The organism is Pseudomonas sp. TSO6 (genome assembly GCF_056098905.1).
This window is the reverse complement of sequence record NZ_JBLZWV010000037.1, coordinates 226,991-253,025: the sequence shown is the minus strand read 5'-3', so window position 1 is coordinate 253,025 and position 26,035 is coordinate 226,991. Positions and strand designations below refer to the sequence as shown.

Below are 26,035 nucleotides of genomic sequence, written 5' to 3'. Positions count from 1 at the left end.
CATCACAGGAAAACCAGTTCAAAGGGTTGCAGCAGGCACGCCTGCAAATGCGCCGGCAGCACGGGCGGGCGATCACCGTCAGGCTGCAATTGGCTGGTATGGGCAGCCAAGGCCTCGCGCTTGCGCGCCTGGCGCGTTTCGTCGACCTGCAGGCGATGCGCCCGCGACCAGGGCAGGCGTGGGTCGTCGGGTGAGGCCCAGTGCCAGGCCCACACCGGTGCTTCGGCCAGCTGTGCCCCGCGCGCTTGGGCTGCCTGGGCCGCGGCGCGGCCTGCGGCCTCGTGGTCGCAGTGGCCGTCGCCACGCCAGGTGGTCAGCACCAGGTCGTCGGGCTCCAGCAACTGCTCCAGGTGACGGACCAGAAAGGCTTCGTCGCGGGGCAACGCGCCGTCCTTGAGGTTGAGCCGCCGCCAGTCCAGGCGGTTGAGGTCCAGGTCTAGCTGCTGCAAGGCATGCCGACTCTCCAAGGGGCGCTGGTGACGCAAGCGCTGCTCGGTCCAGTGTGGTGAGTGCGGATGGCTGCCTTCGCCGTTGGTGGCGGAAATCAGCACCAGGTCCTGTTCGCGCCCGCGAAAACTGGCAAGCAGCCCGCCGGCCATGAGCACCTCGTCGTCCGGGTGCGGCGCCAGCAGCACCAGGCGTCGGCCAGGTGGGCACAGCTGCTCGGGCGCAAGCCAGGTGGCGCGTGCCAGGTGCGCAGAATGCTGCCAGTCACTCCACGGCGTGCCCGTGGCCGCATCAATAAGGTTCTCGCTCATAGCTGCCATGCTCCTGTCGGTGTGCTGGTCACTTGCTGACCCAGTTCGGCCAAGTCGCGTTCAGCGTGGCTCTGGCGCAGATACACCGGCAGGTCGGCGCTAAGCCGGGCGAAATGGCTGCTGCGGCAGAAGGGGGTAGCCCCCAGGGCTCGGCCAACATGCTGAATGACCTGTTCGACCGCCTGCTCGATCTGGGCGCGGGTGCGGCGTACCTCGAAACTGGCGTCGTCCTGGGGGTGCTGGTCGATCCACGCGGCGCACTCGCGAAGGGCGGCGCGGGCACCGTACAAGGCCGCATCGACCGCCCCCAGGTGGGCATCGGCATGGGGGTCGGGCCGAGGTTTGTTGCAGTGCTCGCGCAGGTAGCCTGCCAATGCCTCGGCCGCGCCGTACCAGCAGGCAGCGATACCTGCGCCGCCCTGCCAGAAGCCTGGGCGGGACAGGTACTGGCCGGGTGTGCCGATGGCCAGCCCAGGCGAGTTGTCGAACTCGACGGTGACACTGGCGGAGCTGGCCATGCCTACGGCCTGCCATTGCTCGGCCTGGATGCGCTGGCTGGGGTGTGACAGTTCAATGGCCACCAGCTGTGGCTGGTCATTCTCCCAGGCGGTCAGCAGCGCTCGATCGATCTGCAACGCTCCCGAGCACCAAGCCTTACGGCCTTGCAGTTGAACCCGTTCGCCATCGCGCGCGACGATGTGGGCCCTGGCATCCGGCGGCTCCGCGGCCCACATGCCCCAGATACCGTCGTGAGCATGCTGGGCGGCGCCGCACTCGGCGAGGATCGCCAGGGCATCGGTGTGGCCTTCATACAGCTTGGCCAGGCCGAGATCGCAACCGGCAACCCGCGCCAAGGCCCGCCAGCGCTCGAGTGTGCGCCCGTGGCCGGGCAATGGCAGCAGGTCAAGCTGTTCACCATGAAGTACCTGCAACAGTTCAGGCAGCAAGGGGTCGAGGTCGATGGCCCGCGAACGGGTACCAAAGCGGTGCAGCAGGCGGTCGAGGTGAGCGAAGTCCATCATGCGATCCCCAGTTGCTTGCGCATGCGCAGGGTGATCGACTGCCGGGTCGAGCCCAGCTCGGCCCAGGGGTCGTCCACCTGCGCAAGCCGCGCCTGCACGTTGCCGATATTCCATTGGTTGGCACTCTTGAGTTTGGGCAACTCCTCGCGCCAGATCGGCACCGACACTGGCAGGCCTTCGCGGGCACGCAGCGAGTAGGCAGCCACGGTGGTAGCGCCCTTGCCGTTGCGCAGGTAGTCGATGAAGATGCGCCCGACCCGGTTCTTGGGCCCGGAGACCGCGCTAAGCCGGTCCGGGAACAGGCCCGCCAGGTGTTTGACGATGGCATGGCTGAAGTCCTTCACTTCCTCCCAGCCGGCCCGACGGGTAAGCGGCACGACCAGGTGCATGCCTTTGCCACCGCTGGTCTTGAGAAACACCTTCAGGCCCAGCTCATCGAGCAGGGTGAGGGTCAGCTGGGTGGCCTCGAGCATGGCCTTCCATGGCAATGCCGGGTCGGGGTCGAGGTCGAGGATGAAGCGGTCGGGCCTGTCGAAGTTTTTGTCGGTGGCGTTCCAGGTGTGCAGTTCAAGCATGTTCATCTGTACTGCGCCCAACAGGCTGTCGGCGTTGTTGAGCACCATTGCCGCCTGGCCGGCCTGGGCCTTGATGTAGCTGGTCAGATTGGGCAGGTGCAACTGCCCCGCGTGCTTCTGAAGGAACAGCTCGCCGTCCAGGCCTTCCGGGGCGCGGACCAGCGCTACGGGGCGATGTTCGAGTTGTGGCAGCAGCCAGTCGGCGACCTGGGCGTAGTACGCCGCGACCTGGCGCTTGCTGGTGCCACTGGTCTTGTCGATCACACGGTCGGGGTGGGTCAGGCGCAGGTTGCCCAGGCCCTTGGGCTCAGTGTGTGCTGCGTTCTTTGCCGGCATGGCAAGTTCCAGGGCAATGGCAGTGGCGGGCTTGTCGTCGCGCAGCCCGTGAAAAACCGCGTGGCGCACGATCCCTGTGCGGGTCATCTGGGCGTAGGCGACCTCGGCCAGCAGTTCTGGCTTGAGCCAGTGCACGCCCCGCGCATCGGCACCGCTGGGCGGCTCAGGCAAAGGTGGCTTGGCGGTGTGCAGGGGTTTCAGGCGGTTGAGGATGCTCGTCAGCGTGGCCGCACTGAAGCCGGTACCCACCTTGCCGGCGTAGCGCAGCTGGCCGCTGTCGGTGTCGTGCAGCGCCAGCAGCAAGGCGCCGAAGCCTTGGCGGCTGCCCTTGGGCGCGGTGTAGCCGACGATCACGAACTCCTGGCGTTGCGTGCACTTGAGCTTGATCCAGTCGCTGCTGCGCCGGCCAATGTAGGGGCTGTCGGCGCGCTTGCCGATCAGGCCTTCCAGCCCTAACCGGCAGGCGCTGTCGAGCAGCGCGTCGACCGGCTGGTTGAAGTCTTCGGAAAACTTCAGGATTTCCGATGCGTTGTGCTTCAGCAGTTTGGCCAGGGTCGCCCGGCGGTCTTGTACGGGCAATTCACGCAGGTCCTTGCCGCCGAGGTAGGGCAGGTCGAACAGGTAGTAGGTAATTTCATCGTCGTGCTCGCTTTCGAAGGCGGCCTGCAAGGCCTGGAAGTCGGCCACGCCGTTCTCGTCTGCGACCACCATTTCACCGTCCAGCCATGCCGAGTCGAGCCCCAGCGCTTTCAGCGCCTCCACCTGATGGGGCAGCTTTGCGCTCCAGTCGTGGCCATTGCGGGTGAACAGGCGCACATCGTTGCCGTCGATGCGGGCCAGCATGCGGTAACCATCGAACTTGACCTCGTATCGCCAGTCACCGTCTGGGGGCGAATCAGCCAGGGTTGCCAGCTGCGGTTGGAGCATGTCCGGCAGGGCGCCAGCGCTGGCCTTGCGCTTGCGCGCGGGGGGCGCCGCCTTGGCTGGGCGGCGCGGGACCAGTGTACGGTCGCTCAATACGCTGTCCGGCAGGGCTTCTACGATGCTGTAGTCCGCTTCGCTGCGGGCCTCGCCATCGCGGGACTTGACCAGCATCCACTGCTCTTTCTTGCCAGCCAGGTGGGTACGAAACAGGTTCCAGACACCCGACAGCTTTTCACCTTGCAGGCGAAAGCGCAGCTTGCCCTTGGCATAGGCCTCGCGCGGGTCGCCTTCGGGCTCCCAGAGCCCCCGGTCCCAGACGATCACGTCGCCGGCGCCGTAGTGGCCTTCGGGGATGTGCCCTTCGAAACTGGCGTAGTCCAGCGGATGATCTTCTACATGCACAGCCAGGCGACGGACCTTCGGGTCGAGGGAAGGGCCCTTTGGAATCGCCCAGCTTTTAAGGGTGCCATCCAGCTCCAGGCGAAAGTCATAATGCAGGTGGCTGGCGTCGTGCTTCTGGATGCAGTACTGCAAGCCGTGAGCCGGCCGTGGGTGGGCACGCTTGCCGGCCGGCTCGGGTGTGGCGTTGAAGTCACGCTTGCGCAGGTACTCCTGCAGGGGCTTGGCCATGGCGGGCTCCGGGACAGTTCGCGGTCTCTTCATTGGGAGAGGGCGCCTGCGCCTGGAGTTCAAAAAAAGCGTGGGGTCGCGGACCGACGAACCGGTCCACTGCCAGAGGCTCAAAACAGCCCCATGGCGCGGTTTAATGCGCTGGTAATCCCGGCACTACAATCCTGAGCCTCAGCCCCACAAGGCTTCCAGTTCACTTGGCACACGCCCGGTCCAGCGCTTGAACGAACGGCGGAAGTTGGTGCTGTCGCTGAACCCCAGGTACTGCGCAACCGCGTCGTTGCTGTAGCCCTTGACCTGGTAGAGGTACAGCGCCTGATCGCAGCGCACCTGGTCCAGTTGCTCCTGGAAGTTGGAACCATGACGGGCCAGGCGACGCTTGAACGAAGCGGGGCTGGTGGCGAAGGCGGCGGCTACCCGTTCCAGGTTCAGCGGCTGGCGAATCAGCCCGAGCAGGTGCTCATAGACCAGGTCGAGAAAACTCGCCCGCCAGCCCCAGGCCGCCAGCTGTGCATCGCAGGCCTGGCGTGCCACCTGCTGGGCGGTCGACCCGGCACCCGGCCAGGCACGCAGCAGGTATTCCCGGGGCAGGCTCATCACCGTGGATGGGCAGTCGAAGGCCAGGGAATCGCCCAGGTGCACCCAGTACTGCTCGACGTAGGCCGGTTCGGCATGGCGGAACTGGAAACGCCAGGGCAGGTGCTCTTGTTGCTGGCGGCGCGCGAGGGCCACCACCGCAGTCATGCTGGCCTCCAGCAGAAAGCGGCGCTGCTCGTCGATGGCGCAGCTTTCCCGCCAGTACAGGTGCAGGTAGTGCTCATCCAGGCGCAGCACCGGGCTGAGCAACGGGGACAGCAGGGCGCGGTACTGCTCGATGCGCTCCAGGGCCTGCAGCAGGTGGTCGGCCTGCTCCAGCAACAGGCTGGCGGCACCGTGGTGCCCGGGCCACAGGCGCTGGCCGTAGAGGAAGCTGCTGTCGTCGGCATCGAGCAGCCGCTGCGCATTGCCGATCAGGCGCAGGAACTGCTGTGGGCTGATCAGCGCTTTGCCGCTGACCACGTCGTCGTAAAACAGCCCGCAGCCGCGTAGCAAGTGATGGGTGTCGATCTGCCGCGAACGCGCCAGGTCGATCAGCGCAGCGGGCAGGTGGTGGGCGGTGATGAAGCGGCTGTCGCCGTCATAGCCGTTCATGCCCGCTGTACCTGGTGCGTCTGGCGGCTCTTGGCCTGGGCCAGGGCGTAGTTGAGGCGTTTCAGCAGGTGGTCTTCGTCTTCGTCCAGCGCCATCACGCTGGCCACCGTGGCGGTCAGGTGCAGGCGCTCGCCATGCCGGCCGGTGTGATGGGCGAGGTGGGCGATGCTCTGGCGCAGCGCCTCGGCCATGGCCTGGGCCTGGCGTTCGCCGGTGTTGGGCAGCGCCGCGACGAAGCGGTCGCCAGCCAGGCGACAGAGTATGTCGTGCTGGCGCAGGTTGAGCAGCAGCAGTTGGGCGACCACTTGCAGCACCAGATCGCCTTCTTCCTGGCCATAGCGCTGGTTGATCTGGTTGAAATCGTCCAGGTCGACGACGATCAGCGACAAGGCTTGCTGTTCGCGGGCGGCTTGGGCAATGGCCTGCTGCAGGTGCTGGCGCAGGTACCGGGCACCGGACAGCGGGGTAAGCTTGTCGAACAGGCGGTGCTCGCGGAACAGTTGCTCACGCTTGCGCATCTGTGCGGTGATGGCGTGCTGTTCTTGCTGCAGGTGGTACATGCCCAGGGTCAGCAGCAGCATGCCCAGCGGCATGGGCGCAGTCTCCAGCCAGTTGTCCCAGACCGCGTCGTCGGGCAGGCGGATGAATTCGTCGAGGGTGTCCATCCACATCGAGAAGGCGATGAAGCACAGGCCCAGCGAAAGCAGGCGGGTGACCCGGCCAGCAGGGCGCCCGCGTAGCAGCATCACCAGCCAGCCGCAGAGGATCAGGCAAGTGCCGCCCTCGCCGGCGACGTCCATCCAGTTGATCTCGGCCCAGGCTTTAAGCGTGCCGGCGGCGAGGTAGACGAGCAGGCCGGCGTTTGCGGCCAGTACCAGGCCGACCAGCGTAAGGGCGTGCTGTTTGAACAGGGGGCTGAGGCGCATGGGGTGTCCTGTGAGTGTGTTATTGCCTGTGCTGGCACTGTCGCCGGCACAGGCAGAGCAGCATGCAAGGCGTTTATCTCAATACGATGACGCTCATTTGCCGCGGGCCGTGCACGGCAGCCCGTCCGGCCCTACGCTGGCCTTGCAGTAACGTTCGTTGGCCAGCGCCAGCTTGGGTTCCTGCAGGAACTTGCGCCCTTTGGCATCACGCGTGATATCGAACGCGTCGTATAGCTGGTCGTCAGCCGAATAGGTGCGCACCTGCAGGCGGTTCTGCTCGACCGCGATGGTCTGGTACAGCTGGGTGTCTTCGGCCGTGCGGTCCGGCTGGTGGCGGGCGCGGTCGTTCAGGCCATACATCTTCGAGCCGGTCACCGAGACCATGTACACCGGGCCGATTGCCTGTCTGGCCTGCTGTGCGGCACGCGTGGCCTGGCGCCCTTCGGCGTGGGTCAGGCGGCTGTAGCAGTGGTCGTGGCCTTGCAGTACCAGGTCGACCTTGTAGCGTTCCAGCAGCGGTTGCCAGGCGGCCTTGAGCGGCTCGGTATCGTCGGGGCGGGCACAGGTGTAGACCGGCTGATGCATGACCACGATGTTCCACTGTGCCTTGCTGCTTTTCAGGGTTTGCTCCAGCCAGTCGGTCTGTGCTTGCAGGGTGCCCAGATCGAGCGCCGAGGTGCCGTCCAGCACCACGAAGCGCACATTCTGGTAATCGCTGAAGTAGCTGGTTGCCGCCACACCGGGGGCGCCGTTGCGCGGCAGGGCGAACTGCGCCGTTACATGGGGGCTGAGGCTGCGGCTTTCGCTGCCATCGGGGTTGAGGGTTTCCAGGTACTCGTGGTTGCCGAAGGCGGTGAGCTGTGGGATGGCAGCGTACGACCAGCCGCCGGCCTGGTTCCATTCACCCCATTCATCGTCGTGGGCGAGATCGTCGCGCGATGCCACCAGGTCGCCAGCGTGCACCACCAGGGCAGGGTGCGCCACGCTGCGCAGCGCCTGGCGAATGGTGCGCGAGGCGATGGCGAGGATGTCGTTCTGGGTGTCGCCCAGGTAGATGAACGAGAACGGCGCGAACGTGGCCTTGGCCGTGCGGAACTGGTGCCATTCGCTCCAGCCCGCGCTGCCCTTGAGCCGGTAAACGTAGGCGGTGTCTGGTTGCAGGTGTTCCAGGCGCACCTGGTGGTAGTTGGCTGGGCCGTTGTCGCTGTCCAGGCGCTGGGTGCTGCCACTCAATGGGCTGGCCCTGGCTGCCAGCGCAGGGCCAGCGAGGGCCGGGCCGAGCTCCAGCACCGCGTCGGCCTGGGCCAGGTCGGTGCGGTAACTGATGGCCATCTGCGTGGCGGCGTTCTGGCCGGGGGTGAGCACGATACGGTCGGCCAGCTTGCCGGCGGCGTAGGGCAGGCCTGCGGAGCGAGGGATCGGAGCAGATTCATTGGCCTGGGCATGAGCCTGTGCGGCGCAGAGCAGGGCGGCCAGTAGCAGGGGGCGGTGCATGGGGTTTCCTCGATGAGCCCGGAAGGCGTGATGGGCGCAAAGGAAACAAAGGCGGATGACGGTTCTGTTACCGGGCGGGGGGTCGTTTTGGCTCAGCTGATCGTCAGGAAAAAACGCAATTTCAAGTGGTCGGTAACGGCCCAACGCCCCCAGACCGGCCCCACAGCTGCGCCACAGGTTTGCAGGGCATCGCCAGGGCCGCAGCGGGCCTCAGGTCATATCAGCTCAAATTGCGCCGAAAACAGCGTGAAAGCCGCGTTTTCAAGCCGCCCAGCCCAGCGCTGTCACGCAAGTGCCACACACACTTTCTAGCTTTCGCAGCCATTCCCGGGTTCATCGGGTCACTGCAAGCGAGGGTTTCAAGGTGGCAATGCCGTTTCGTCACATCCGCAACGCCGGATTCCGGGTCAGCCTGCTGGCCGTTGCCATTACCACCGCCCCAGCCTGGGCGGAAGATGCGGTCGAGCGGGTCGAAGTGATCGGCCAGGCGGCGAGCATCGACAAGGCGCTGCGCGAGCAGAAAAGCGCCGACAGCATCAAGAGCGTGGTACATGCCGATGGTGTTGGCCAACTGCCCGACGACAATGCCGCCGAAGCCTTGCAGCGCATCCCCGGGCTGTCGGTGGAGCGCGACCAGGGCGAGGGCCGCTTCGTCAGCGTCCGCGGTATCGCCCCGGACCTTAACAGTGTGACCATCAACGGCACCCTGGTACCGGCCCCCGAGGGCGACCGCCGCGCCGTGGCGCTGGATGTGCTGCCCGCCGAGCTGGTGCAGTCGCTGTCGGTGGTCAAGACCCTGACCCCGGACATGGACGCCAACTCCCTCGGCGGCACCATCGAAGTCGAGAGCCTGTCGGCGTTCGACCATGACGGGGTGTTCTACACCCTTACCGGCGAAGCCAGCCACGACACCAACGTCAGCCGCGACAGCCCGAAGTTTTCCGGCGCGGTCAGCGACCGCTTCAGCCTGGGAGACGGTATCAACAACTTTGGCGTGGCTGCGGCGTTTAGCTGGCAGAAGCGCAAGTTTGGCTCGGACAACGTCGAAACCGGCCGTAACTGGGATTTCGAGGACGGCGCCCGGCTGGAAGAGGTCGAGGCCCGCGATTACCAGATTACCCGTGAGCGCACCGGCCTGGGCCTGAACTTCGATTACCAGCCGGATGACTTCTCCAGCTACTACCTGCGCACCCTCTACAGCAAGTTCAAGGACACCGAGACGCGCAACGCCCAAGGCCTGGAGTTCGCCGACCCGCAGGGTTCCGGCCAGCGTGGCGAGGCCGAAGGCTGGCGCGACTTGAAATCGCGCGAGGACACCCAGGAAATCCAGTCCTACGTACTTGGCGGCGAGCGCATCCTCGACCAGTGGACCATCAGTGCCCAGGCCGGCTACAGCCAGGCCACCGAGCACGATCCGGGTGGCATTGCCGGCGCCAGGTTCGTCGGCGATTTCGACGAGGTTGGCTTCGACGGCACGCGCAAGCCACGGCTAAGCGTGGGCAACGACTTCTACGACCCGGCCCGGTTCACCCTCGACGAAGTGGAGTGGGAGAAGGTTGACGGCAAGGACCAGGAAAAGAACATCCGCCTGGACCTTGCCCGCGACTACGAATTCGCCGACGCCTCGCAGGTCAAGTTTGGCGGCAAGCTCAGCCGCCGCGACAAGACCAGCGACACCGAAACCTGGGCCTATGACGGGTTCGATGACATCAGCCTTGCCGATTTTCAGGGCAGCAATGTCGACTACGCCCTGGGCAACTTCGGCAACGGCATCAGCGCCAGCGCAATCAAGGGCCTGATCGGTAACCTCGACCGTGCGGCCTACTACGATGAGGAAGCCTCGCGCATCAATGACTTCGACATGAGCGAGGACATCAACGCGGCGTACCTGATGAACACGCTGGACATCGGCGACTGGCGCCTGATTGCCGGTGTGCGTTACGAAGGTACCAGGTTCGAGGCCAAAGGTACTGGGCTGCGCGACGGTGTGTACGAGAACGTCAGCAGCAACAATCGCTATGACCACTGGTTGCCAGGCCTGCACGCGCGCTACCAGTTGTCGCCGGCCACGGCCATTCGGGCCGCCTGGACCAACACCGTGGTACGGCCAACCTTTGGCCAGCTGGCGCCGGGTTTTGTCATCGATGAGAACGATGCGTCGTTCGGCAACCCCGAACTCAAACCGCTGGAGTCGATGAACTTCGACCTGGGCATCGAGCACTACATGGGCCGCGCCGGCACCGCCTCGGCGTTCCTGTTCTACAAAGACATCGACCACTTCATCTACAGCACCGACCTGGCGGGCACTGGCGCCTGGGTGGACTTCGACGAAGCGCTCACCTTCGAGAACGGCGGGGGCGCCAAGCTGTATGGCCTGGAGCTGGCCTACTCGCAGAAGTTCGACTGGCTGCCGGCACCCTGGAACGGTTTGCTGCTGGGCGCCAACCTCACCCTGAGCAAGTCTGATGCAACCCTGCAAGGGGCCACCGGCAAGCGCAGCATCGACCTGCCCAATCAGTCCGACACAGTGGGCAACTTCATGGTCGGCTGGGAAAACGACCGCTTCAACATGCGCCTGGCCGCCAACTACAAGTCGGGCTACCTGCTGGAGCTGGGGGCCATCGACGACAAGGCCCACGACCAGTATGCCGATGACCAGCTGCACGTGGACTTCAAGGCAGGCTACTTCCTGACCCCCGAGCTGCAGTTGACCTTCGAGGCGCAGAACATCACCGACGAGTCCTATTACGTGTACAGCGGCCACCGTCGCTACAACGCCCAGTACGAAGAATACGGCCCGACCTACAAGGTCGGCCTGACGCTCACCCACTTCTGACCGCACCCTTCAGGGATATTGCCTGCTCATGCGTATGTTCACTTTGTCCATGCTGGGGCTATACGTCGCCTTGGCCCACGCCGGTGCCAACGCGGCGCCGAGCTTCACACTCGACCGCAACGTCATCGGCAGCGAAACCAGCCAGTGGCTTGCTCCAACGCCGGCGCTCAAGCAGGCCGAACGCCTGCAACTGACCGCCAGGGCGCTGCAGCTGGTTGACCGCCAGGGCCGCGTACTTGGCGAGTTGCCGGGGCGCTTCGAAACCCTTGACCACCGCACCGCTGGCACCGGCCTGATGGTCGCCACCGTCGACAAGAAGCGTCAACAGGCGTTGCTGGCCCGCTTCGATGCACAAAGCGGTTGGGGCGCCCCGCGCTACCTGCCCAAGACCCGCTATGCCATCGAGGGCCTGTGCCTGTACCGCGACAGCGCCGCCAATGACTTCCTGTTCCTGGTTGGCGAGGAGGGCGTCGGTGAGCAGTGGCTGGTCGCCGAACATGGCCAGCCGCTGGCCGAGGCACGCCAGGTGCGCGCCCTGAGCCTGCCGCCGCAGAGCGCGTTCTGCCAGGCGGATGATGCAAGCCATAGCCTGTACGTAAACGAAGAAAACGTCGGCCTGTGGCGCTACGAAGCTGCTGCCGAAGCCCCCCTGGTGCGCGAGCCGGTGGACCTGGTGGCACCGTTCGGAAGCCTGGCCAAGGCCGCCGCCGGCGTGGCCCTGGTGCCCGGGGGCCTGATGCTGCTGGACCCGGCCTCCAGTGCCTTGCACCTGTACCAGCGCCGCGCCGGTCAATGGCTGCGTGATGCAGCCCTGAGTTTGCAAGGGCTGAAAGAGCCGGAACAGATCAGCGCCCGTATCAACGACCAGGGGCTGGAACTGTTGCTGGCCGACGACCAGGGCACGCACCTGGCGACGCTGGGCTGGAAGCCAACGCCAGCGCCGATTGCGCCTGCAGTGGTACAGATCAAGGCGCAGGTACAGACCGACGGCGTGCCCAGCCTTGGCGATGCGGCGGACGACCCGGCGATCTGGGTCAACGCGCGCCAGCCCGAACTGAGTCGGGTACTGGGTACCGACAAGAAAGGCGGGCTGCTGGCCTACGACATGCACGGCAAGCAGCTGCAGGACTTGCGTGTGGGCCGCCTGAACAATGTGGACGTGCGCAAGGGGTTCCAGCTTGGCGAACGTGAGGTCGACCTGGCTGTGGCCAGCAACCGTGACCGCAACAGCCTGCACCTGTTTGCCATCGACCCGGCCAGCGGCCAGTTGAGCGATATCGGCCAGGTGCCGACCGGGCTCAAGGAAATCTACGGCCTGTGCCTGTTCAAGGATGCCGATGCGGCCATTTACGCCATCGCCAATGACAAGGATGGCCGCTTTGTTCAATACCGCCTCGACGGCAGTAGCGGCCAGGCAGGCGGCACCCTGGTGCGCAGTTTCAGCACCGCGACCCAGTCGGAAGGTTGCGTGGCCGACGACCGCAACCAGCGCCTGTTCATCGGTGAAGAAGACGTAGCGGTCTGGGCGCTGGACGCCCGTGACGACGGCCCGACCCGCCTGGACAAAGTGATCGGCGTGGGCGGCCTGGTCAAGGACGACATCGAAGGCCTGGCGCTGTACCACGGCAAAGGGGGCGATTACCTGGTGATCTCCAGCCAGGGCAACGACAGCTATGTGGTGGTCGACGCCAAACCTCCGTACCGGCTGCGTGGCAGCTTCCAGGTAAGCCTGGACGCACAGCGAGGCATCGATGGCGCCTCGGAGACCGACGGCCTCGACGTGACCTCGGCCAACCTCGGTGGGCCCTGGACAAAGGGCCTGCTGGTCGTGCAGGACGGTCGCAAGCGCATGCCCGAAGGCAACCAGAACTACAAGTACGTGCCGTGGGCGGCAGTGGCCGAAGCCTTGGGCCTGAAGTAACGGCCGGCTGTCATGCCAGCGCAACCTGATTGCCTTTGACTAAGACTCACATTGAAAGGACACCCCCATGCAAACCCCAACTCCGCTCGAACACACCACCGTCTGGGGCCTGGTCAGCGAAGCCAGCCTGGTGGTCCAGGCCGTCATGCTGTGCCTGGCCCTGGCCTCGCTGCTCAGCTGGTACCTGATCATCCAGCGTGGCAGCCGTCTGCGGCGTAGCGAAGCGCACAGCCGGGCATTTCTCAAGCAGTTCCGCGAAAGCGAAGTCGGCCAGCTGTACCAGGGCATCAAGGCTCAACAGCCTCACGTCGATGCCGGGCTGCAGCAGCTTTTCGTCTCTGGTTATCAGGCGTTCCAGCAGCTGCAACCTGGCCAGCAGCCCGACAGCGTGCTGGAAGGCGTCGAACGCAGCCTGCTGGTGACCATCGCCGAGCAGGAAGAGCGCCTGGAACAGGGCTTGCCGTTCCTGGCCACGGTCGGCTCGGTCAGCCCCTACATCGGCCTGTTCGGAACCGTGTGGGGCATCATGAATTCGTTCCTGGGTTTGTCCCAGGTGCAGCAGGCGACCCTGTCGACCGTGGCCCCCGGTATTGCCGAAGCGCTGATCGCCACCGCCATAGGCCTGTTTGCGGCGATTCCGGCAGTGATGGCCTACAACCGTTACTCGGCGCGCAGCCAGACCTTGATCAGCCGCTACTACGCCTTTGGCAACGAACTGCAAGGCCGCCTGCAACGGCGTTTGCAGGGCCACGCCAGCAACCTGGTGGCAGCGGCCTGAGGAGGAACACGCGATGCTCGCCAGACCCGTCCGCAAGCATGGCCTGAAGGCCGAAATGAACGTGGTGCCGTACATCGATGTGATGCTGGTGCTGCTGGTGATCTTCATGGTCACTGCACCGATGCTGGTGCAGGGCGTGCAGATCGAGCTGCCCAAGGTGGCCGCCGAGGCGCTGCCGGCACCCGGCCAGCAGCGCATCGTCACGCTCTCGGTGAAGGCCGATGGCAGCTACTACTGGAACCTGGGCACCGAGGTCGACACCCGTAGCCAGACCGACAGCGCCGTCGACACCGCACAGATGCGCGACAAGATTGCAGCTATCGTCGCCCAGGACCCGCAGACCCAGGTGTACCTGCGCGCCGACCGCAACACCGAATACGCCGCAGTGGTGGCTGGTATCGCCGAGTTGCAACGCGGCGGGGTCAGCCGCCTGGGCCTGATCACCGAGGCGCCGTGACCATGAGCAACCTGACTTTTGACCCTGCCAGCTGGCGCGACCACGGTGTGGCGTTCGGCGTGGCGTGCGCCTTGCACGCGGGGTTGGCCTACCTGCTGTTCAACCTGTCGCATACGCCAGACTTTACGGCTGTACCCGCGGCCGTGATCCACACCCAGCTGGTGAGCTTGCCGGCACCCGCAGTGGTGCCGGAGCCGCCAGCGCCTGAGCCCGTGATTCAGCCTGTGGTCGAGAAACCTTCGTCGCCGTCACCCAAAGCCCAGGCACCGGTCGTGGATGAGGCAGCGTTGGCCCTCAGGCGTGTGCAGCAGCAACAGCGCGACCTACAACACAAGCGTGAGCAACAACAGCGCGACCTGCAACACAAGCGCGATCAACAACAGCGCCAGGAACAGGAGCAGGCCCGCAAGCAGCTCGAAGAGGCTGAGCGGCGCGAGCAGCAACTGGCGCAGCAAGAGCAGGCACGGCAGCAGCAGGCGCGAGAGGCTGCTGCCCAGGCCCGTGCGGCAGCCGAGGCGGCCAGCCGGCAGTACCTGCCCATCGCCAAGGAGGCCCCGGATTACCCGCAACGGGCGCTGGATCGCAATATCGAGGGGGAATGCACGGTCGCCTACACGGTCACGCCGCAAGGCCAGGTCAGTGACCCGCAGGTGGTCGGCCAGTGCCATCCGTTGTTCGTCAAACCGTCGCTGGCAGCGGCGAAGCGCTTCCGTTACCAGCCCCGGGTGGTGAACGGGCAGGCGGTGGCGGTGGCCAATGTGAAAAATACCTTCACGTACAAAATTCGATGAATCCCGGCGGGAGGGGGCAGGTGCGTGGCGTTCATGAAGTGCGCGGTGGGCTTTGTTCAAGAAACTCTGAATCATTTTCCCCTGGCGGGAGTCGACCGAATGAAGCCCACAGACGGAGAACGTTCATGTCCAAACCCGATGACCCAAGACCCCAAGGCGAGATCGACGACACCGAAGACCGCATGGGTTCCGTCCACGAGCTGGATTTCAGCGAGCGCCGCGATGAGCGCCAGGGCCGTATCGGCGACGAGCGTCCGGCGCGCGAAGCAGACGAGGAATTCCCGCCCAGACGTGTCGCTGAAAGTGGCATGACCGGGGGCGAGGCCCTCAGCGACAGCCTGCACGAAGACAATGTCACCCTCGACGACATGAGCCCGGATACGTTGTTCGATGAGAGCGGCGCCCGTGATCCCTACGAGCCGGGAACGGATGATGGCCCGGCGGACAAGACCTTGCGCGAGGTAGGGGCCGACGAGATCGGTGGCGGCATCGGCCTGGACGAGGCTGAACTGGCTCGCTCCGCGCCATTGGATGGCGAACCCTGGACCGATGATGTGGCCTCTGAAGACGACCGCAGAGATCCCTGATACACGCGCAGCGCTGTTTCTGCTTGCACCGTGGGTGCTTGTGCCGTTGTCCGGCACGGGCACCCACGGTGCATCAGCGTTTCTCGGTAGCCAGCCCGGCCTGCTGGCGCAACGCCTTGGCACGCTTTTCGAGGACCAGGTAGGTGACCACCGCCAACAGCAGCGGGATCAGGTAGTACAAGGTCCGATAGCCCAGCAGTGCCGCGACCAGGGTGCCCTGGCCGATCTGGCCGTGGAGCAGGGCAAGGAACACGGTCTCCAGCACGCCAAGGCCGGCGGGAATATGCGCCACTACGCCAGCCACGCAACTGATCAGCAATACCCCCAACACGGAGGGATACATCAGCTCCGGCGGCAGCAGCAGGTGGATCAGTGCCGCCATCAGCGCCCAGTTGCTTGCGCCCAGCGCCACCTGGCACAGCGCCAGGCGCAGGCTCGGCAGGGTTACATCATGGCCGCGCAGGCTCCACGTGCGCCGCTTGGCAAAGGCGCATGCCAGCAGGTAAGCCACCGCGATCGCCACCATCAACATGCCAATCAGGCGCAGGCCGCCAGAACCCACCGCCCAGCTTTCCGGCAGCTTGACCAGGCCCAAGGCGAACACCGTGCCGGCCAGCAGCAAATAGCCCATCCAGTTGGTCAACAGGCCCAAGGTGAGGATGCGGGTGATGGTCGCGGTATCCAGCCCCAGCCTGCCGTACAGGCGGTAACGCAGGGCCACGCCACCGACCCAGGTGGTGAAGCTGAGGTTGAACGCGTAGCAGACGAATGCCACTGGCAGCACCTGACGGGCCGGCAGGCGGTGACCGGTGTAGGCACGGGCGAGCAGGTCGTAGCTGGCGAACACCAGGTAGCTGCATAGCGCCAGCAGCAGGCCGAGTGCCAGGGTTGAAGGCCGATAGGCCAGCAGCGACTGGCGCACTTCGTTCCAGTCCAGATTGCGCGCCAGGGTAAACAGCAGCACCGGGATCAGTATCAGGAACAGCACGGTCAGAAGGCGTTTGCCCCAGGTCTTCCAACGTGGATTGGCCATCAGGTTTGGCCCTCGTGGTAGTCGGCCGGGATTTCGCTGTCTGCTTGCAGCGACTGCAGGTGTTGCCTGTGTGCAGGGAACCAGCCGGCGATGCGCGGAAAATAACGGGTGAGGTGGAAGCCCAGGAAGATCAAGGGTGCACGCCACCAGTAGCCACGCACCGCACGTTCCAGGGTCACGGCCTTGCAATGCTCCTGGCTCAGCTCGCTCAAGTGGGTGTAAAGGCCATGGTTGAAAGCGTGGTCACGGATGACCAGGTTGGCCTCGAGGTTGAACGACAGGCTCAGCGGGTCAAGGTTGCTCGAGCCCACGGTGGACCAGTCGTCGTCCACCAGCGCCACCTTGCCGTGAAGCGGGCGCTTGCAGTACTCGTGGATGCGCACATCGTCGCGCAGCAGGTAGTTGTAGAGCAGGCGCGAGAGCGCGCGGACCCAGCGCATGTCCGGTTGCCCCTGGAGGATCAAGGTCACCTCGACCCCGCGCCGGGCGGCGTTGCGCAGTTCACGCAGCAGGCGGTAACCGGGGAAGAAGTAGGCGTTGGCGACCACGATGCGCCGCCTGGCCGCGCGGAATGCTTGCAGGTAACAAACCTCGATATCGTTGCGATGGCGAACATTGTCGCGCTCCACCAGCACGGCGCTGGACGGGCCGGCAGCGGCGTTGGTCGGCTCCACTCGGGCCACGCTTTCCAGAACCGGCGCAAGCATTCTGCAGCAGGAGGCGTGCACCTGGGCAACCACGGGGCCGACGACTTCCACCGCATAGTCCTGCTTGGCCTGGGGCCCGAAGTCGCCAAGGTGGTCGGCGCTGTAGTTGATACCGCCGATGAACGCGCGCTGCCCGTCGATCACCACGATCTTGCGGTGCAGGCGGCGGAACAGGTTGGTGCGCATGCCCGCCAGCCGTGGCTGCGGGTCGAACGCGTGAAAGCGCACGCCGGCTGCGGTCATGGATGAAATGAAATCGTCGGGAAGGTCTGCAGTGCCGTAGCCGTCAACCGCCACCTCGACCCGCACGCCACGCTGGGCGGCTTCGATCAGTGACTGGCGCAAGGCCTGGCCGACCTTGTCGTCGAAGATGATGAAGGTTTCGAGAAGAATTTCTTCGCGAGCCTCGGCCATGGCCTCGAACACGCGTGGATAGTACTGCTCGCCATTGATCAGCAGTTCGACGTGGTTGCCGTCGCTCCAGGGCTGCTTCATAGCGTCACCTCGGCTACCAGCGGGGCATGGTCGGAGAGGTGCGACCAGGGGTAGCTGGACAACACCCGCGCCTTGCAGGTTTGCGCATTGCGCAGGTAAATGCGGTCCAGCCGCAGCAGGGGCAGGCGGGCGGGAAAGCTGCGCGCCGGTTTGCCGAAGGCTTCGAACAAGTGCCCCGAAAGCCGCGCATCGGCTTTCAGGCGCCAGTCGTTGAAGTCGCCGGCAACGATGACCGGCTCCTCTGGCGGCAGGCTGTCGAGCAATGCCATGAGCAGGCTGACCTGACGCTGGCGATGGTTTTCGCGCAGGCCCAGGTGTACGCAAATGGCATGTAACTGTTCATGGCCCGGCACTTCGAGCTGGCAGTGCAGCAGGCCGCGTTCCTCGTCGCCATGGACCGAAACGTCCAGGTTGTCGTAGGTGCGGATCGGGAATTTGGACAGCAGCGCATTGCCATGGTCGCCATGGGGGTAGGCCGCATTGAGCCCGTAGGCGAACTGTGGCCACATGCTGTCGGCAAGAAATTCGTATTGCGGGGTTTGCGGCCAGGCCGAGTGGCGCTCGGCATGGTGTTGGTGGCTGCCATGCACCTCTTGCAGGAACACCAGATCGGCGCCGGTGGCACGCACAGCCTCGCGCAGCTCTGGCAGGATGAAGCGGCGGTTGAGCGGCGTGAAGCCTTTGTGAACGTTGAGTGTGAGCACCGTCAGGCGGTGCACGGCGGTGACCTTGTCGATAATGCAGTTGGGGGTGGGCAGGGTACCGTTCATGGCTGCGCCCCCAGGCCCTTGCGGTAGGGCTTGTTGCGCGTTGGGCCATGGCGCCAACCGGAAATGCCAATGCAGATTTCGCTCACGAGGGCTCCCTTTCATTCGTGCACTCATCATTAGCGACCCGCGCAGTGGCGACAGGGTTCAGCAGGGTTGACGAGTGGAAGCGTGATGAGAGCGCTTCGACGTGCCACACCACACTAGCGCTGCAGGTTATCCCGGGCGGCAGAGTCCCCATCCTCCTCAACAAGCGGCTGTGCGGCCGTTTCACAGCGGCTGCCCATCGCCTCATACGCCTTGCGAAGCTGATGGATCTGGCGGCTGTCGAGCGCTTCGAGATCCAACACCGACTGCTCCGCAGATTTTGTAGCGCGGATGAGTTCGTCGAGCTTCACGTGGATCATGTCGTTGTCCCGGTTCTGGGTGTTCTGGATAAGAAAAACCATCAGGAAAGTGATAATGGTCGTAGACGTGTTGACGATGAGCTGCCAGGTGTCGTTGTAGTGAAACCAGGGGCCGGATGCAGCCCACATGGCGATAAGCACTACAGCGATGAGGAAGGTGCTCGGTTTACCGGCGTGCTTGGCGAGCCATTGGCAGAATTGCGCGAATTTCATGACTTTTCTCCAGTGATCTATAGCGTGTGACCACAGTGGAGGGCTGAAAGCTCTGCAGATGAGGGTGTGCAGCCTACGTACCCCATGAACTTGGCCTACAGTTAACGGCACAAAAGATGGCGCAATCAATTATCGCTAAGTGCCACAACTATTTTCATCGGTAGGTGTCATTGTCGAAGCTGGCAAAAACATCAATGAGCCGGCCAGGCCTTTTTTCAGGAGCAAACCGTACATGGCAGCACTGCAGAACAGCTCGTTGGAAGCAATCGTCGGTAATCAGCCGCAGTTGTTGGCGCAATGGCTCAGCGCCCTGGAAGCCAACGGGGCGACCCGCAATATCCGTGAGCATGACTTGCGCCAGGAAACCCGAGACTTCCTGCAGCTGGTGATCGACGCGCTGCGCAAGGAGGCAGGTACGCAGATTGGCGTAGAAGAATGGGAAGAAACGCGCCATTTCCTCGAAAAACTCTCTGCCAGCCGTGCGCAGGTTGGGCAGGAATCGCACCAGACAGCCTATTTCATCTTCGCCCTCAAAGGCCCTCTATTCACACTGCTGCAGGCCCATTACCGCGAACAGCCCGCGCTGCTGGCCGAACAGCTGTGGGAAATCTCCCAACTGCTCGACGCATTCGGCCTGCACACCATCCGTACTTATCAGAAAAACCGCGAAGCCGTCATCAAGCGCCAGCAGGAAGAACTGCTTGAGCTGTCCACCCCGGTGGTCAAACTCTGGGAGGGCGTACTGGCCCTGCCGTTGATCGGCACACTCGACTCGCAACGCAGCCAGACAGTGATGGAATCGCTGCTGCAGCGCATCGTCGATACTGGCTCCGAAATTGCCATCATCGATATCACCGGTGTGCCGACTGTCGATACCCTGGTCGCCCAGCACCTGCTCAAGACCGTGACGGCTATCCGCCTGATGGGCGCCGATTGCATCATCAGCGGTGTTCGCCCGCAGATTGCCCAGACCATCGTGCACCTGGGCCTTGACCTGGGCACGCTGACCACCAAGTCCAACCTTGCGGATGCCTTGAAACTGGCGCTTTCGCGCCTGGGTACCAGCACTGGCGAGAAGGTGTGAGGCGATGGAGCGTATTCCCATTCTGCAAATGGGTGAATTCCTGCTGGTAACCATTCAGGTCGACATGCACGACCAACTGGCGCTGCGCCTGCAGGACGATCTTACCGACCGAATCGACCAGACGTCTGCCCGCGGCGTGCTGATCGATATTTCCGCGCTGGATATGGTCGACTCGTTCATTGGCCGCATGATCGCCAGTATTTCCGGCCTTTCACGGATAATGGATGCCGAGACGGTGCTGGTCGGCATGCAACCCGCGGTGGCCATCACCCTGGTGGAACTTGGCCTGACCTTGCCCGGGGTAAGCACTGCACTGAATGTCGACCGCGGCATGCATCTGTTGCGCCAGCGAGTAGGCCACTCATGAGCATCCGCCAAAGCGGCAGCCAGCCGGTACGCCTGGAGCAGGACGTGGTACTGGCCCGTCAGCTGACCCGCAAGATTGCCACCGACTGCGGCATGCGGTTGGTCGACCTCACCAAACTGGTCACGGCTGTCAGTGAGCTGGCACGTAACACCGTGGTATACGGTGGTGGCGGTGACATGGACTGGGAAGTCATCGAGGAAGCCGGGCGGGTAGGCCTGCGCCTGGTATTTCGTGACGAGGGGCCGGGTATCGCCGACGTCAAACTGGCCCTCACCGATGGCTGGACGTCCGGCGGTGGGCTGGGCCTGGGGTTGACCGGCGCGCGCCGACTGGTAGACGAATTCGAACTGGACACCACCCCCGGGCAAGGCACCCGGGTAACGATCACACGATGGGCCTGAACCTGGCAGCGAGTTTGACCCAGGTGCTGCGCCTTGATGACGCCAGCCAGGTCGGCCATGCCCGGCGTGTTGCCCAGAGGTTGGCCGAGCAGCTTGGTTTCAATGCCGCCGACGCCGGCCGGGCGGCCATTGTCGCCACCGAGCTTGCCAGCAATGTGCTCAAGCACGCCGAGCGTGGTGAATTGCATCTTCGCGTACTTGCGCATGACGCCCACCCGGGTATGGAACTGGTGGCGGTGGACCGTGCACAAGGCTTCGACCTGACCAACTGCCTGGCCGATGGCTACTCCACCGGCGGCACCCAAGGCATCGGGCTGGGGGCAGTCAGCCGTCTGGCGCAGGTGTTCGATGTGCATGCGGACGGGAAGGGCGCAGTGGTGCTGGCGCGCCTCTACCGGCAGGACCATACGGGCAGGGACATTCGCATCGGCGTGACCCAGCATTCGCTGCACGATGACCCGGCCTGCGGTGATAGCTGGCATGTGACGCTGGCCGAACAACGTATCAGCGCTGTACTGATCGATGGCCTTGGCCATGGCGAGGAGGCCGAGCGTGCGGCCAAGGCGGGTATCCAGGCCTTTACCCTGGCGCCCTTCAGCGCGCCGGAGCACTTGCTTGGCGAGATGCATCACGCAATGGCCGGCACCCGTGGCGGTGCGGCTGCCATCGCCCAGTACGACGGTACTGGCGACCGCCTGTCGTTTATCGGCATCGGCAATATCGGCGCAACCCTGGTGGGCACCGAACGGCCGCGCGGCCTGGCCTCGCACCCGGGCATCGTCGGCGGGCAATACCGCAAGGGCCAGGTGTTCGACTACGCTCACGTGAAAGGAAATCTGTTGATCATGTTCAGTGACGGCCTGCAGTCCCGTTGGAGCCTGCAAACCTACCCCGGCCTTGTGCACCGCCACCCGGCGGTCATCGCTGCTGTGTTGCATCGCGATTTCTGCCGTGGGCGGGACGACGTGACGGTGTTGGTCATCGACCTGGAGACCGTGCATGGCTGAATCATCCAGCAACAGCGTCGAGCAGGCCGATCTCATCGCCCGGTTGCAGGCGGAAAACCAGGCGCTGCGCGCCGAACTGGAGGACACCAACCAAGGAGTGCTGGCGCTGTATGGCGAGCTGGACACCCAGGCTGAGCAACTGCGCCAGGCGTCGGACCTGAAAAGCCGCTTCCTTTCCTACATGAGCCACGAGTTCCGCACGCCGCTGGGTTCGATCCTGAGCATCACCAGCCTGCTCGCCGACGAGGTGGACGGGCCGTTGAGCAAGGAGCAGCAGTTGCAGGTGGCGTTCATCAGCACGGCAACACGAGAGCTGGGCGACATGGTCGACGACCTGCTCGACCTTGCCAAGATCGAAGCGGGCCGCATTACCATTTCGCCTGCCTGGTTCGATATGCTCGACCTGTTCGCGGCTTTGCGCGGCATGTTCCGCCCGATCGTCGACACCGGCGCGGTGGACCTGATCTTCGAAGAGCCGCAAGGCCTGCCGAAGATGTATACCGATGACAAGAAGCTGGCGCAGATCCTGCGCAACTTCATTTCCAACGCCCTGAAATTCACCACCCGTGGCGAGGTGCGTGTTTCGGCGCAGCTGTTGGGTAGCGACCAGGTGCGTTTTGCCGTGAGCGATACGGGTATCGGGATTGCCCCCGAGCTGCTCGGTGGTTTGTTCGAAGATTTCGCCCAGATTGACTCGCCGCTACAGAAACGCTTGCGTGGCACGGGGCTGGGGCTGTCGCTGTGCAAGCGTTTTGCGGCGCTGCTGGGCGGCGAGGTGGGGGTTGAGAGTTCGCCCGGCAGCGGATCATCGTTCTTTGTCATCCTGCCTATGGCGCTGGCCCAGGAGAGCGCTGATGAACGCTGACATCCGCCTGCTGATCGTTGACGATAATGTCGCCACACGCTATGCGCTGCGCCGCCGCCTGGCATTGCATGGATACACCGTGACGGAGGCAGGCACCGGTGGCGAGGGGCTGGCGCTGATCGGTAGCGAGCATTTCGATGCCCTGATCCTGGACGTCAACCTGCCAGACATGAGCGGCTTCGACATCGTCCGTCTGCTGCGTGCCAAGCCCGAGACCGCCTTGCTGCCGGTGATCCACGTGTCGGCGGCGTCGATCCAGACCGGTGACATCATTACCGGGCTCGACGCAGGCGCCGATGCCTACCTGGTTCACCCCGTGGACGCCGATGTGCTGGTGGCCACGCTGCGTACTTTGCTGCGGGTGCGCGACACTGAGCGGGCCTTGCGGGACAGCGAGGCCAGTTTTCGGGAAATCTTCACCAATGTGTCAGCCCCGATCGCCGTAATCGACGACAGACTGAAGGTGCATGAATGCAACCATGCCTTCGAGCAGCTGACCCAGGACAATCACAACCCCGAGGCGCTGCAGGAATGCTTTGCCGAAGGCCAGCAAACCGTCATCGCCGAGTTGCGTCAGCACCTGCTGGCGGGGCAACGCTGGCGTGGCACCTTGGCCATGCACGTGGGCGGCATGCCCAGGGATACCGAATGGCAGCTATCGCCCTACCGGGCGCCTGGGTTGTGCCTGGTGTTCGTCGAAGACGTCACCGAGCATCGCCACCGAGAGCGCTCGCACCTGGCGCGCCTTGAGGATGCCAACACCCAATTGGCGCGGGAAACGGCCCAGCGCGAACAGACCGAGGCGCAGCTGCTGCAACTGCAGAAGATGGATGCCCTGGGTAGTCTTACTGGCGGCATCGCCCATGACTTCAACAACCTGTTGACCGGCATCATTACCAGCCTGGAGCTGATTCGCAAACGGGTGGCAGAGAACCGTATCGAAAAGGTCCCTGCATATGCCGACGCGGCCCTGAGCTCCGCCATGAGCGCTGCCTCGCTGACGCACCGGCTGCTCGCCTTCGCACGGCAGCAGCCTCTGGACACGCGGCCGGTGGACATCAACGAGCGGGTACGCTCGCTGGAAGAACTGATCAACCGCACCATCGGTGAGAGAATCGTGCTGAAACTGGAGCTGTCCCGTGAGCCGACGATCGCACTGGTAGACCCGATCCAGCTGGAAAGCGCGGTGCTCAACCTGGTGATCAATGCCCGCGATGCCTTGGCCAAGGGCGGGCATATCTGGGTGAATACGGCGGCGAGCTTCTCACTCGGCGACCCCAACCTGCAGGACGGCCCTTATGTTGCGGTGACGGTACGCGATGATGGCTGTGGCATCGCGCCAGAGCTGCTGGAAAAGGTATTCGACCCGTTTTTCACCACCAAGCCGTTAGGGCAGGGTACCGGGCTTGGGCTGTCCACCATCTACGGTTTTGCTCGCCAGTCGGGCGGACACGTGGCGATCCACAGCGTGCCGGGGCGCGGCACTGAAGTCATCCTGATGCTGCCCGCCAGCAACCAGCAGGAATCCTGCGAGCAGCGCATGCCGCAAGTCGATCAGCGAGGGGCCGGTGAACATGTGCTGGTGGTGGAGGACATGGCCTCAGTACGCTTGTCAGTGGCAGAAGTGCTGACCGATGCCGGGTACCGGTGCACCTTGGCCGAAACCATCGAGCAGGCACTTGATCAGCTGCGTGAAGAGGCCGGCATCCAGTTGCTGCTCACCGATGTCGGCCTGCCTGGGATCAGTGGGCGCGAGCTTGCCGATATGGCGCGGGCCTACCGCCCTGGGTTACCGGTGCTGTTCATGACCGGCTATGCGGAGACGGCCCTGGACCGCCAGGCGTTTCTGGGCAGTGGAATGGACATGCTGATCAAGCCGTTCCAGATCAGCGAACTGCTCGCCAAGGTACGGCGGGCACTTGATCAGGCGACATGAAGGGCGCGGCTGACTGTTTCGGCGTTGCACCGACTGTGTGAGCTCAGGCCGCGAATACCGGCCAGCCCGAGTCGGGTTATCGCAGTGGAACGAGGCGTCGTAACCGCAAGTCAAAAGCTGATCGACAACTCTACCAGGCCACCTGCGCAGATGACCTTCATCGTCTGGTTCGCCATGCTGGGCATGGTCTTGCTGCTGCTCGCGCTTTCATCCTCCTATCTACGCTGGATGCCGGTGACATCTTCTGTGGTGTGCCTTGCCCTGGGCATCGGGCTCGGATCGTCTGGGCTGGGCTTTCTTCATCTGGATGTCAGCAAGTCCAGTGAGTGGATGGAGCACCTGACCGAGGTCGCGGTGCTTTTTTCGCTGTTCTTCAGCGGTTTGAAGCTGCGCCTGCCCTTGCATGACCGCCGATGGTTGGCCGCGTTTTACCTGGCAGGGCCTGTGATGATGATGTGCATCGGTGGTGTCACGCTGGTGTTGCACTACGGGCTGCACCTGGAATGGGGTGTTTCGGTGCTGATCGGGGCGATCCTCGCACCCACAGACCCGGTGCTTGCGACACTGGTGCAGGTGGCCGATGCCCAGGACGAAGATCCTGTGCGTTTCAGCTTGTCCGGGGAGGCGGGCCTGAACGATGGAGTGGCTTTTCCCTTTGTCATCCTTGGGTTGTTCCTGCAACAGAACAGCGGGCAGGCCTGGCTCGCTGACTGGTTGATGAAGGACATGCTATGGGCAGTAACTGCTGGTCTGCTTCTTGGCTACTGGATGGGGCGCGGGCTGGGCAGACTTACGCTGTTCCTGCGGCTGCGCAACGACGACAGTACCGTATCGCCCAATGATTACCTGGCCTTGGCATTGATCGCGCTGGCCTATGTGCTCGCCGAATCAATTCAGGCCTACGGGTTCCTCGCGGTGTTTGCTGCCGGGCTGGGCTTGCGCCAGGCGGAGGTTCACACGTCCAGCAGCCCACAGCAGCCGGCCGCCGAACACCTTGTGCAGCCGGTGGTAGGCCACCAGCATGTAGCGCCGGAGTTGGCCGTGACAGGTGATGTGAAGGGGCTGGAGGATTCTCAGGTTGCAGCGGGGATCATGCTGGGGGACATGCTGGCCTTCGGAAGCCTGATCGAGCGGGCAATGGAGGTGTTCCTCGTGACCTTGCTCGGGGTGGTGCTGATAGAGCATTGGGACTGGCGGGCGTTACTGGTCGCCGGTGCGTTGTTCCTGCTGATTCGTCCCTTCAGCATTGCCCTGTTCCCCCTGCGGGGGCTGGTGGATATCCGGCAACGTGGGCTGCTTGGATGGTTTGGCATCCGCGGTATCGGCAGTTTCTACTACCTTTTCCATGCCCTTAACCATGGGCTGCTCCCAGGCTATGCGGTACTGAGCACCAACCTGGTGTTGTCAGTGGTGGCGTTGAGCATCCTGCTGCACGGGTTGAGCGTTCAGCCGCTGCTTGCCCGATACGAAGCATGGAAGAAGCGGGCGTCATGAGCACATGGACAGTGCCGGGTGGGCGCTGGCCGT

The 26,035-nt window shown here is 64.1% G+C and carries 23 protein-coding genes; 13 read left to right on the top strand and 10 right to left on the bottom strand.

Annotated elements, in window-relative coordinates; all coding sequences use genetic code 11:
* Positions 1-2: 2 nt before the first annotated feature.
* The 6 genes from ACN6NG_RS17310 to ACN6NG_RS17285 all read right to left on the bottom strand — a co-directional run bounded on the left by ACN6NG_RS17310 (position 3) and on the right by ACN6NG_RS17285 (position 7,856).
* Positions 3-758 (bottom strand): PIG-L deacetylase family protein, encoded by a 756-nt coding sequence (locus ACN6NG_RS17310; protein WP_474315135.1) that lies wholly within the window; start codon positions 756-758, stop codon positions 3-5.
* A complete protein-coding gene (locus ACN6NG_RS17305; protein WP_474315132.1) occupies positions 755-1,777 on the bottom strand; it encodes an acyl-CoA dehydrogenase in 1,023 nt (340 codons plus the stop codon). Before ACN6NG_RS17305 ends, ACN6NG_RS17310 begins: the two co-directional genes overlap by 4 nt.
* On the bottom strand, positions 1,777-4,245 hold the full coding sequence (gene ligD, locus ACN6NG_RS17300) for a DNA ligase D (protein WP_474315129.1): 2,469 nt from the start codon (positions 4,243-4,245) through the stop codon (positions 1,777-1,779). The genes ACN6NG_RS17305 and ligD overlap by 1 nt, the downstream gene beginning before the upstream one ends.
* A gap of 171 nt (positions 4,246-4,416) precedes the next feature.
* Positions 4,417-5,436 (bottom strand): AraC family transcriptional regulator, encoded by a 1,020-nt coding sequence (locus ACN6NG_RS17295; protein WP_474315127.1) that lies wholly within the window; start codon positions 5,434-5,436, stop codon positions 4,417-4,419.
* Positions 5,433-6,362: a GGDEF domain-containing protein gene (locus ACN6NG_RS17290; RefSeq protein WP_049273726.1), complete on the bottom strand. Its 930-nt coding sequence runs from the start codon at positions 6,360-6,362 to the stop codon at positions 5,433-5,435. The genes ACN6NG_RS17295 and ACN6NG_RS17290 overlap by 4 nt, the downstream gene beginning before the upstream one ends.
* 93 nt (positions 6,363-6,455) lie before the next feature.
* Complete coding sequence (locus tag ACN6NG_RS17285; protein ID WP_474315124.1) at positions 6,456-7,856, bottom strand: purple acid phosphatase family protein; 1,401 nt, start codon at positions 7,854-7,856, stop codon at positions 6,456-6,458.
* Positions 7,857-8,226: 370 nt separating this feature from the next.
* On the opposite strand from ACN6NG_RS17285, the gene ACN6NG_RS17280 reads away from it, so the two are divergent.
* From ACN6NG_RS17280 to ACN6NG_RS17255, 6 genes are all read left to right on the top strand, one after another.
* On the top strand, positions 8,227-10,692 hold the full coding sequence (locus ACN6NG_RS17280; protein WP_474315121.1) for a TonB-dependent receptor: 2,466 nt from the start codon (positions 8,227-8,229) through the stop codon (positions 10,690-10,692).
* A gap of 34 nt (positions 10,693-10,726) precedes the next feature.
* A complete protein-coding gene (locus ACN6NG_RS17275) occupies positions 10,727-12,613 on the top strand; it encodes a phytase (protein ID WP_474315255.1) in 1,887 nt (628 codons plus the stop codon).
* A 67-nt stretch (positions 12,614-12,680) separates the two neighbouring features.
* Positions 12,681-13,391 (top strand): protein TolQ, encoded by a 711-nt coding sequence (gene tolQ, locus ACN6NG_RS17270; RefSeq protein ID WP_197897577.1) that lies wholly within the window; start codon positions 12,681-12,683, stop codon positions 13,389-13,391.
* 13 nt (positions 13,392-13,404) lie between these two features.
* On the top strand, positions 13,405-13,848 hold the full coding sequence (gene tolR / locus ACN6NG_RS17265) for a protein TolR (RefSeq protein WP_474315118.1): 444 nt from the start codon (positions 13,405-13,407) through the stop codon (positions 13,846-13,848).
* 2 nt (positions 13,849-13,850) lie between these two features.
* The gene (locus ACN6NG_RS17260) at positions 13,851-14,639 is read left to right on the top strand and encodes an energy transducer TonB (protein ID WP_474315116.1); all 789 of its coding nucleotides are present in this window, start codon (positions 13,851-13,853) and stop codon (positions 14,637-14,639) included.
* A gap of 125 nt (positions 14,640-14,764) precedes the next feature.
* Positions 14,765-15,226, top strand: coding sequence for a phosphotransferase system, HPr-related protein (locus tag ACN6NG_RS17255; protein ID WP_474315113.1), 462 nt, complete (start codon positions 14,765-14,767; stop codon positions 15,224-15,226).
* Between the two features lie 73 nt (positions 15,227-15,299).
* On the opposite strand, the gene ACN6NG_RS17250 is transcribed toward ACN6NG_RS17255, so the two are convergent.
* From ACN6NG_RS17250 to ACN6NG_RS17235, 4 genes are all read right to left on the bottom strand, one after another.
* Entirely contained in the window at positions 15,300-16,259 is a 960-nt protein-coding gene (locus ACN6NG_RS17250) for a lysylphosphatidylglycerol synthase domain-containing protein (protein WP_063425944.1), read from the bottom strand.
* A complete protein-coding gene (clsB, locus tag ACN6NG_RS17245) occupies positions 16,259-17,461 on the bottom strand; it encodes a cardiolipin synthase ClsB (protein WP_474315110.1) in 1,203 nt (400 codons plus the stop codon). The genes ACN6NG_RS17250 and clsB overlap by 1 nt, the downstream gene beginning before the upstream one ends.
* Positions 17,458-18,231: an endonuclease/exonuclease/phosphatase family protein gene (locus ACN6NG_RS17240; RefSeq protein WP_474315107.1), complete on the bottom strand. Its 774-nt coding sequence runs from the start codon at positions 18,229-18,231 to the stop codon at positions 17,458-17,460. Before ACN6NG_RS17240 ends, clsB begins: the two co-directional genes overlap by 4 nt.
* Positions 18,232-18,431: 200 nt before the next feature.
* The gene (locus ACN6NG_RS17235; protein ID WP_086977273.1) at positions 18,432-18,848 is read right to left on the bottom strand and encodes a low affinity iron permease family protein; all 417 of its coding nucleotides are present in this window, start codon (positions 18,846-18,848) and stop codon (positions 18,432-18,434) included.
* Positions 18,849-19,080: 232 nt separating this feature from the next.
* Here ACN6NG_RS17235 and ACN6NG_RS17230 point away from each other — a divergent pair, with 232 nt between their 5' ends.
* From ACN6NG_RS17230 to ACN6NG_RS17200, 7 genes are all read left to right on the top strand, one after another.
* Positions 19,081-19,932 (top strand): STAS domain-containing protein, encoded by an 852-nt coding sequence (locus ACN6NG_RS17230; RefSeq protein WP_063425950.1) that lies wholly within the window; start codon positions 19,081-19,083, stop codon positions 19,930-19,932.
* A gap of 4 nt (positions 19,933-19,936) precedes the next feature.
* Positions 19,937-20,299, top strand: coding sequence for an STAS domain-containing protein (locus ACN6NG_RS17225; protein ID WP_016500103.1), 363 nt, complete (start codon positions 19,937-19,939; stop codon positions 20,297-20,299).
* Positions 20,296-20,700, top strand: coding sequence for an anti-sigma regulatory factor (locus tag ACN6NG_RS17220; RefSeq protein WP_197897583.1), 405 nt, complete (start codon positions 20,296-20,298; stop codon positions 20,698-20,700). Before ACN6NG_RS17225 ends, ACN6NG_RS17220 begins: the two co-directional genes overlap by 4 nt.
* A complete protein-coding gene (locus tag ACN6NG_RS17215) occupies positions 20,691-21,707 on the top strand; it encodes an ATP-binding protein (RefSeq protein ID WP_353456367.1) in 1,017 nt (338 codons plus the stop codon). Before ACN6NG_RS17220 ends, ACN6NG_RS17215 begins: the two co-directional genes overlap by 10 nt.
* Complete coding sequence (locus ACN6NG_RS17210; protein WP_474315103.1) at positions 21,700-22,572, top strand: sensor histidine kinase; 873 nt, start codon at positions 21,700-21,702, stop codon at positions 22,570-22,572. The genes ACN6NG_RS17215 and ACN6NG_RS17210 overlap by 8 nt, the downstream gene beginning before the upstream one ends.
* Positions 22,562-24,508, top strand: a complete 1,947-nt coding sequence (locus tag ACN6NG_RS17205) for a response regulator (protein WP_353456369.1) — start codon at positions 22,562-22,564, stop codon at positions 24,506-24,508. Before ACN6NG_RS17210 ends, ACN6NG_RS17205 begins: the two co-directional genes overlap by 11 nt.
* 150 nt (positions 24,509-24,658) lie before the next feature.
* Complete coding sequence (locus ACN6NG_RS17200) at positions 24,659-26,002, top strand: cation:proton antiporter (RefSeq protein WP_353456370.1); 1,344 nt, start codon at positions 24,659-24,661, stop codon at positions 26,000-26,002.
* The last annotated feature ends 33 nt before the right edge of the window (positions 26,003-26,035 follow it).

Coding starts and splice junctions, on each gene's coding strand:
- ACN6NG_RS17275 (WP_474315255.1), top strand. CDS start 10,727: ATGTTCACTTTGTCCATGCTGGGGCTATACGTCGCCTTGGCCCACGCC.
- clsB (WP_474315110.1), bottom strand. CDS start 17,461: ATGAAGCAGCCCTGGAGCGACGGCAACCACGTCGAACTGCTGATCAAT.
- ACN6NG_RS17290 (WP_049273726.1), bottom strand. CDS start 6,362: ATGCGCCTCAGCCCCCTGTTCAAACAGCACGCCCTTACGCTGGTCGGC.
- ACN6NG_RS17230 (WP_063425950.1), top strand. CDS start 19,081: ATGGCAGCACTGCAGAACAGCTCGTTGGAAGCAATCGTCGGTAATCAG.
- ACN6NG_RS17225 (WP_016500103.1), top strand. CDS start 19,937: ATGGAGCGTATTCCCATTCTGCAAATGGGTGAATTCCTGCTGGTAACC.
- tolQ (WP_197897577.1), top strand. CDS start 12,681: ATGCAAACCCCAACTCCGCTCGAACACACCACCGTCTGGGGCCTGGTC.
- ACN6NG_RS17295 (WP_474315127.1), bottom strand. CDS start 5,436: ATGAACGGCTATGACGGCGACAGCCGCTTCATCACCGCCCACCACCTG.
- ACN6NG_RS17215 (WP_353456367.1), top strand. CDS start 20,691: ATGGGCCTGAACCTGGCAGCGAGTTTGACCCAGGTGCTGCGCCTTGAT.
- ACN6NG_RS17260 (WP_474315116.1), top strand. CDS start 13,851: ATGAGCAACCTGACTTTTGACCCTGCCAGCTGGCGCGACCACGGTGTG.
- ACN6NG_RS17250 (WP_063425944.1), bottom strand. CDS start 16,259: ATGGCCAATCCACGTTGGAAGACCTGGGGCAAACGCCTTCTGACCGTG.
- ACN6NG_RS17255 (WP_474315113.1), top strand. CDS start 14,765: ATGTCCAAACCCGATGACCCAAGACCCCAAGGCGAGATCGACGACACC.
- ACN6NG_RS17310 (WP_474315135.1), bottom strand. CDS start 758: ATGAGCGAGAACCTTATTGATGCGGCCACGGGCACGCCGTGGAGTGAC.
- ACN6NG_RS17280 (WP_474315121.1), top strand. CDS start 8,227: ATGCCGTTTCGTCACATCCGCAACGCCGGATTCCGGGTCAGCCTGCTG.
- ACN6NG_RS17305 (WP_474315132.1), bottom strand. CDS start 1,777: ATGGACTTCGCTCACCTCGACCGCCTGCTGCACCGCTTTGGTACCCGT.
- ACN6NG_RS17285 (WP_474315124.1), bottom strand. CDS start 7,856: ATGCACCGCCCCCTGCTACTGGCCGCCCTGCTCTGCGCCGCACAGGCT.
- ACN6NG_RS17205 (WP_353456369.1), top strand. CDS start 22,562: ATGAACGCTGACATCCGCCTGCTGATCGTTGACGATAATGTCGCCACA.
- tolR (WP_474315118.1), top strand. CDS start 13,405: ATGCTCGCCAGACCCGTCCGCAAGCATGGCCTGAAGGCCGAAATGAAC.
- ACN6NG_RS17235 (WP_086977273.1), bottom strand. CDS start 18,848: ATGAAATTCGCGCAATTCTGCCAATGGCTCGCCAAGCACGCCGGTAAA.
- ACN6NG_RS17220 (WP_197897583.1), top strand. CDS start 20,296: ATGAGCATCCGCCAAAGCGGCAGCCAGCCGGTACGCCTGGAGCAGGAC.
- ACN6NG_RS17200 (WP_353456370.1), top strand. CDS start 24,659: ATGACCTTCATCGTCTGGTTCGCCATGCTGGGCATGGTCTTGCTGCTG.
- ligD (WP_474315129.1), bottom strand. CDS start 4,245: ATGGCCAAGCCCCTGCAGGAGTACCTGCGCAAGCGTGACTTCAACGCC.
- ACN6NG_RS17210 (WP_474315103.1), top strand. CDS start 21,700: ATGGCTGAATCATCCAGCAACAGCGTCGAGCAGGCCGATCTCATCGCC.
- ACN6NG_RS17240 (WP_474315107.1), bottom strand. CDS start 18,231: ATGAACGGTACCCTGCCCACCCCCAACTGCATTATCGACAAGGTCACC.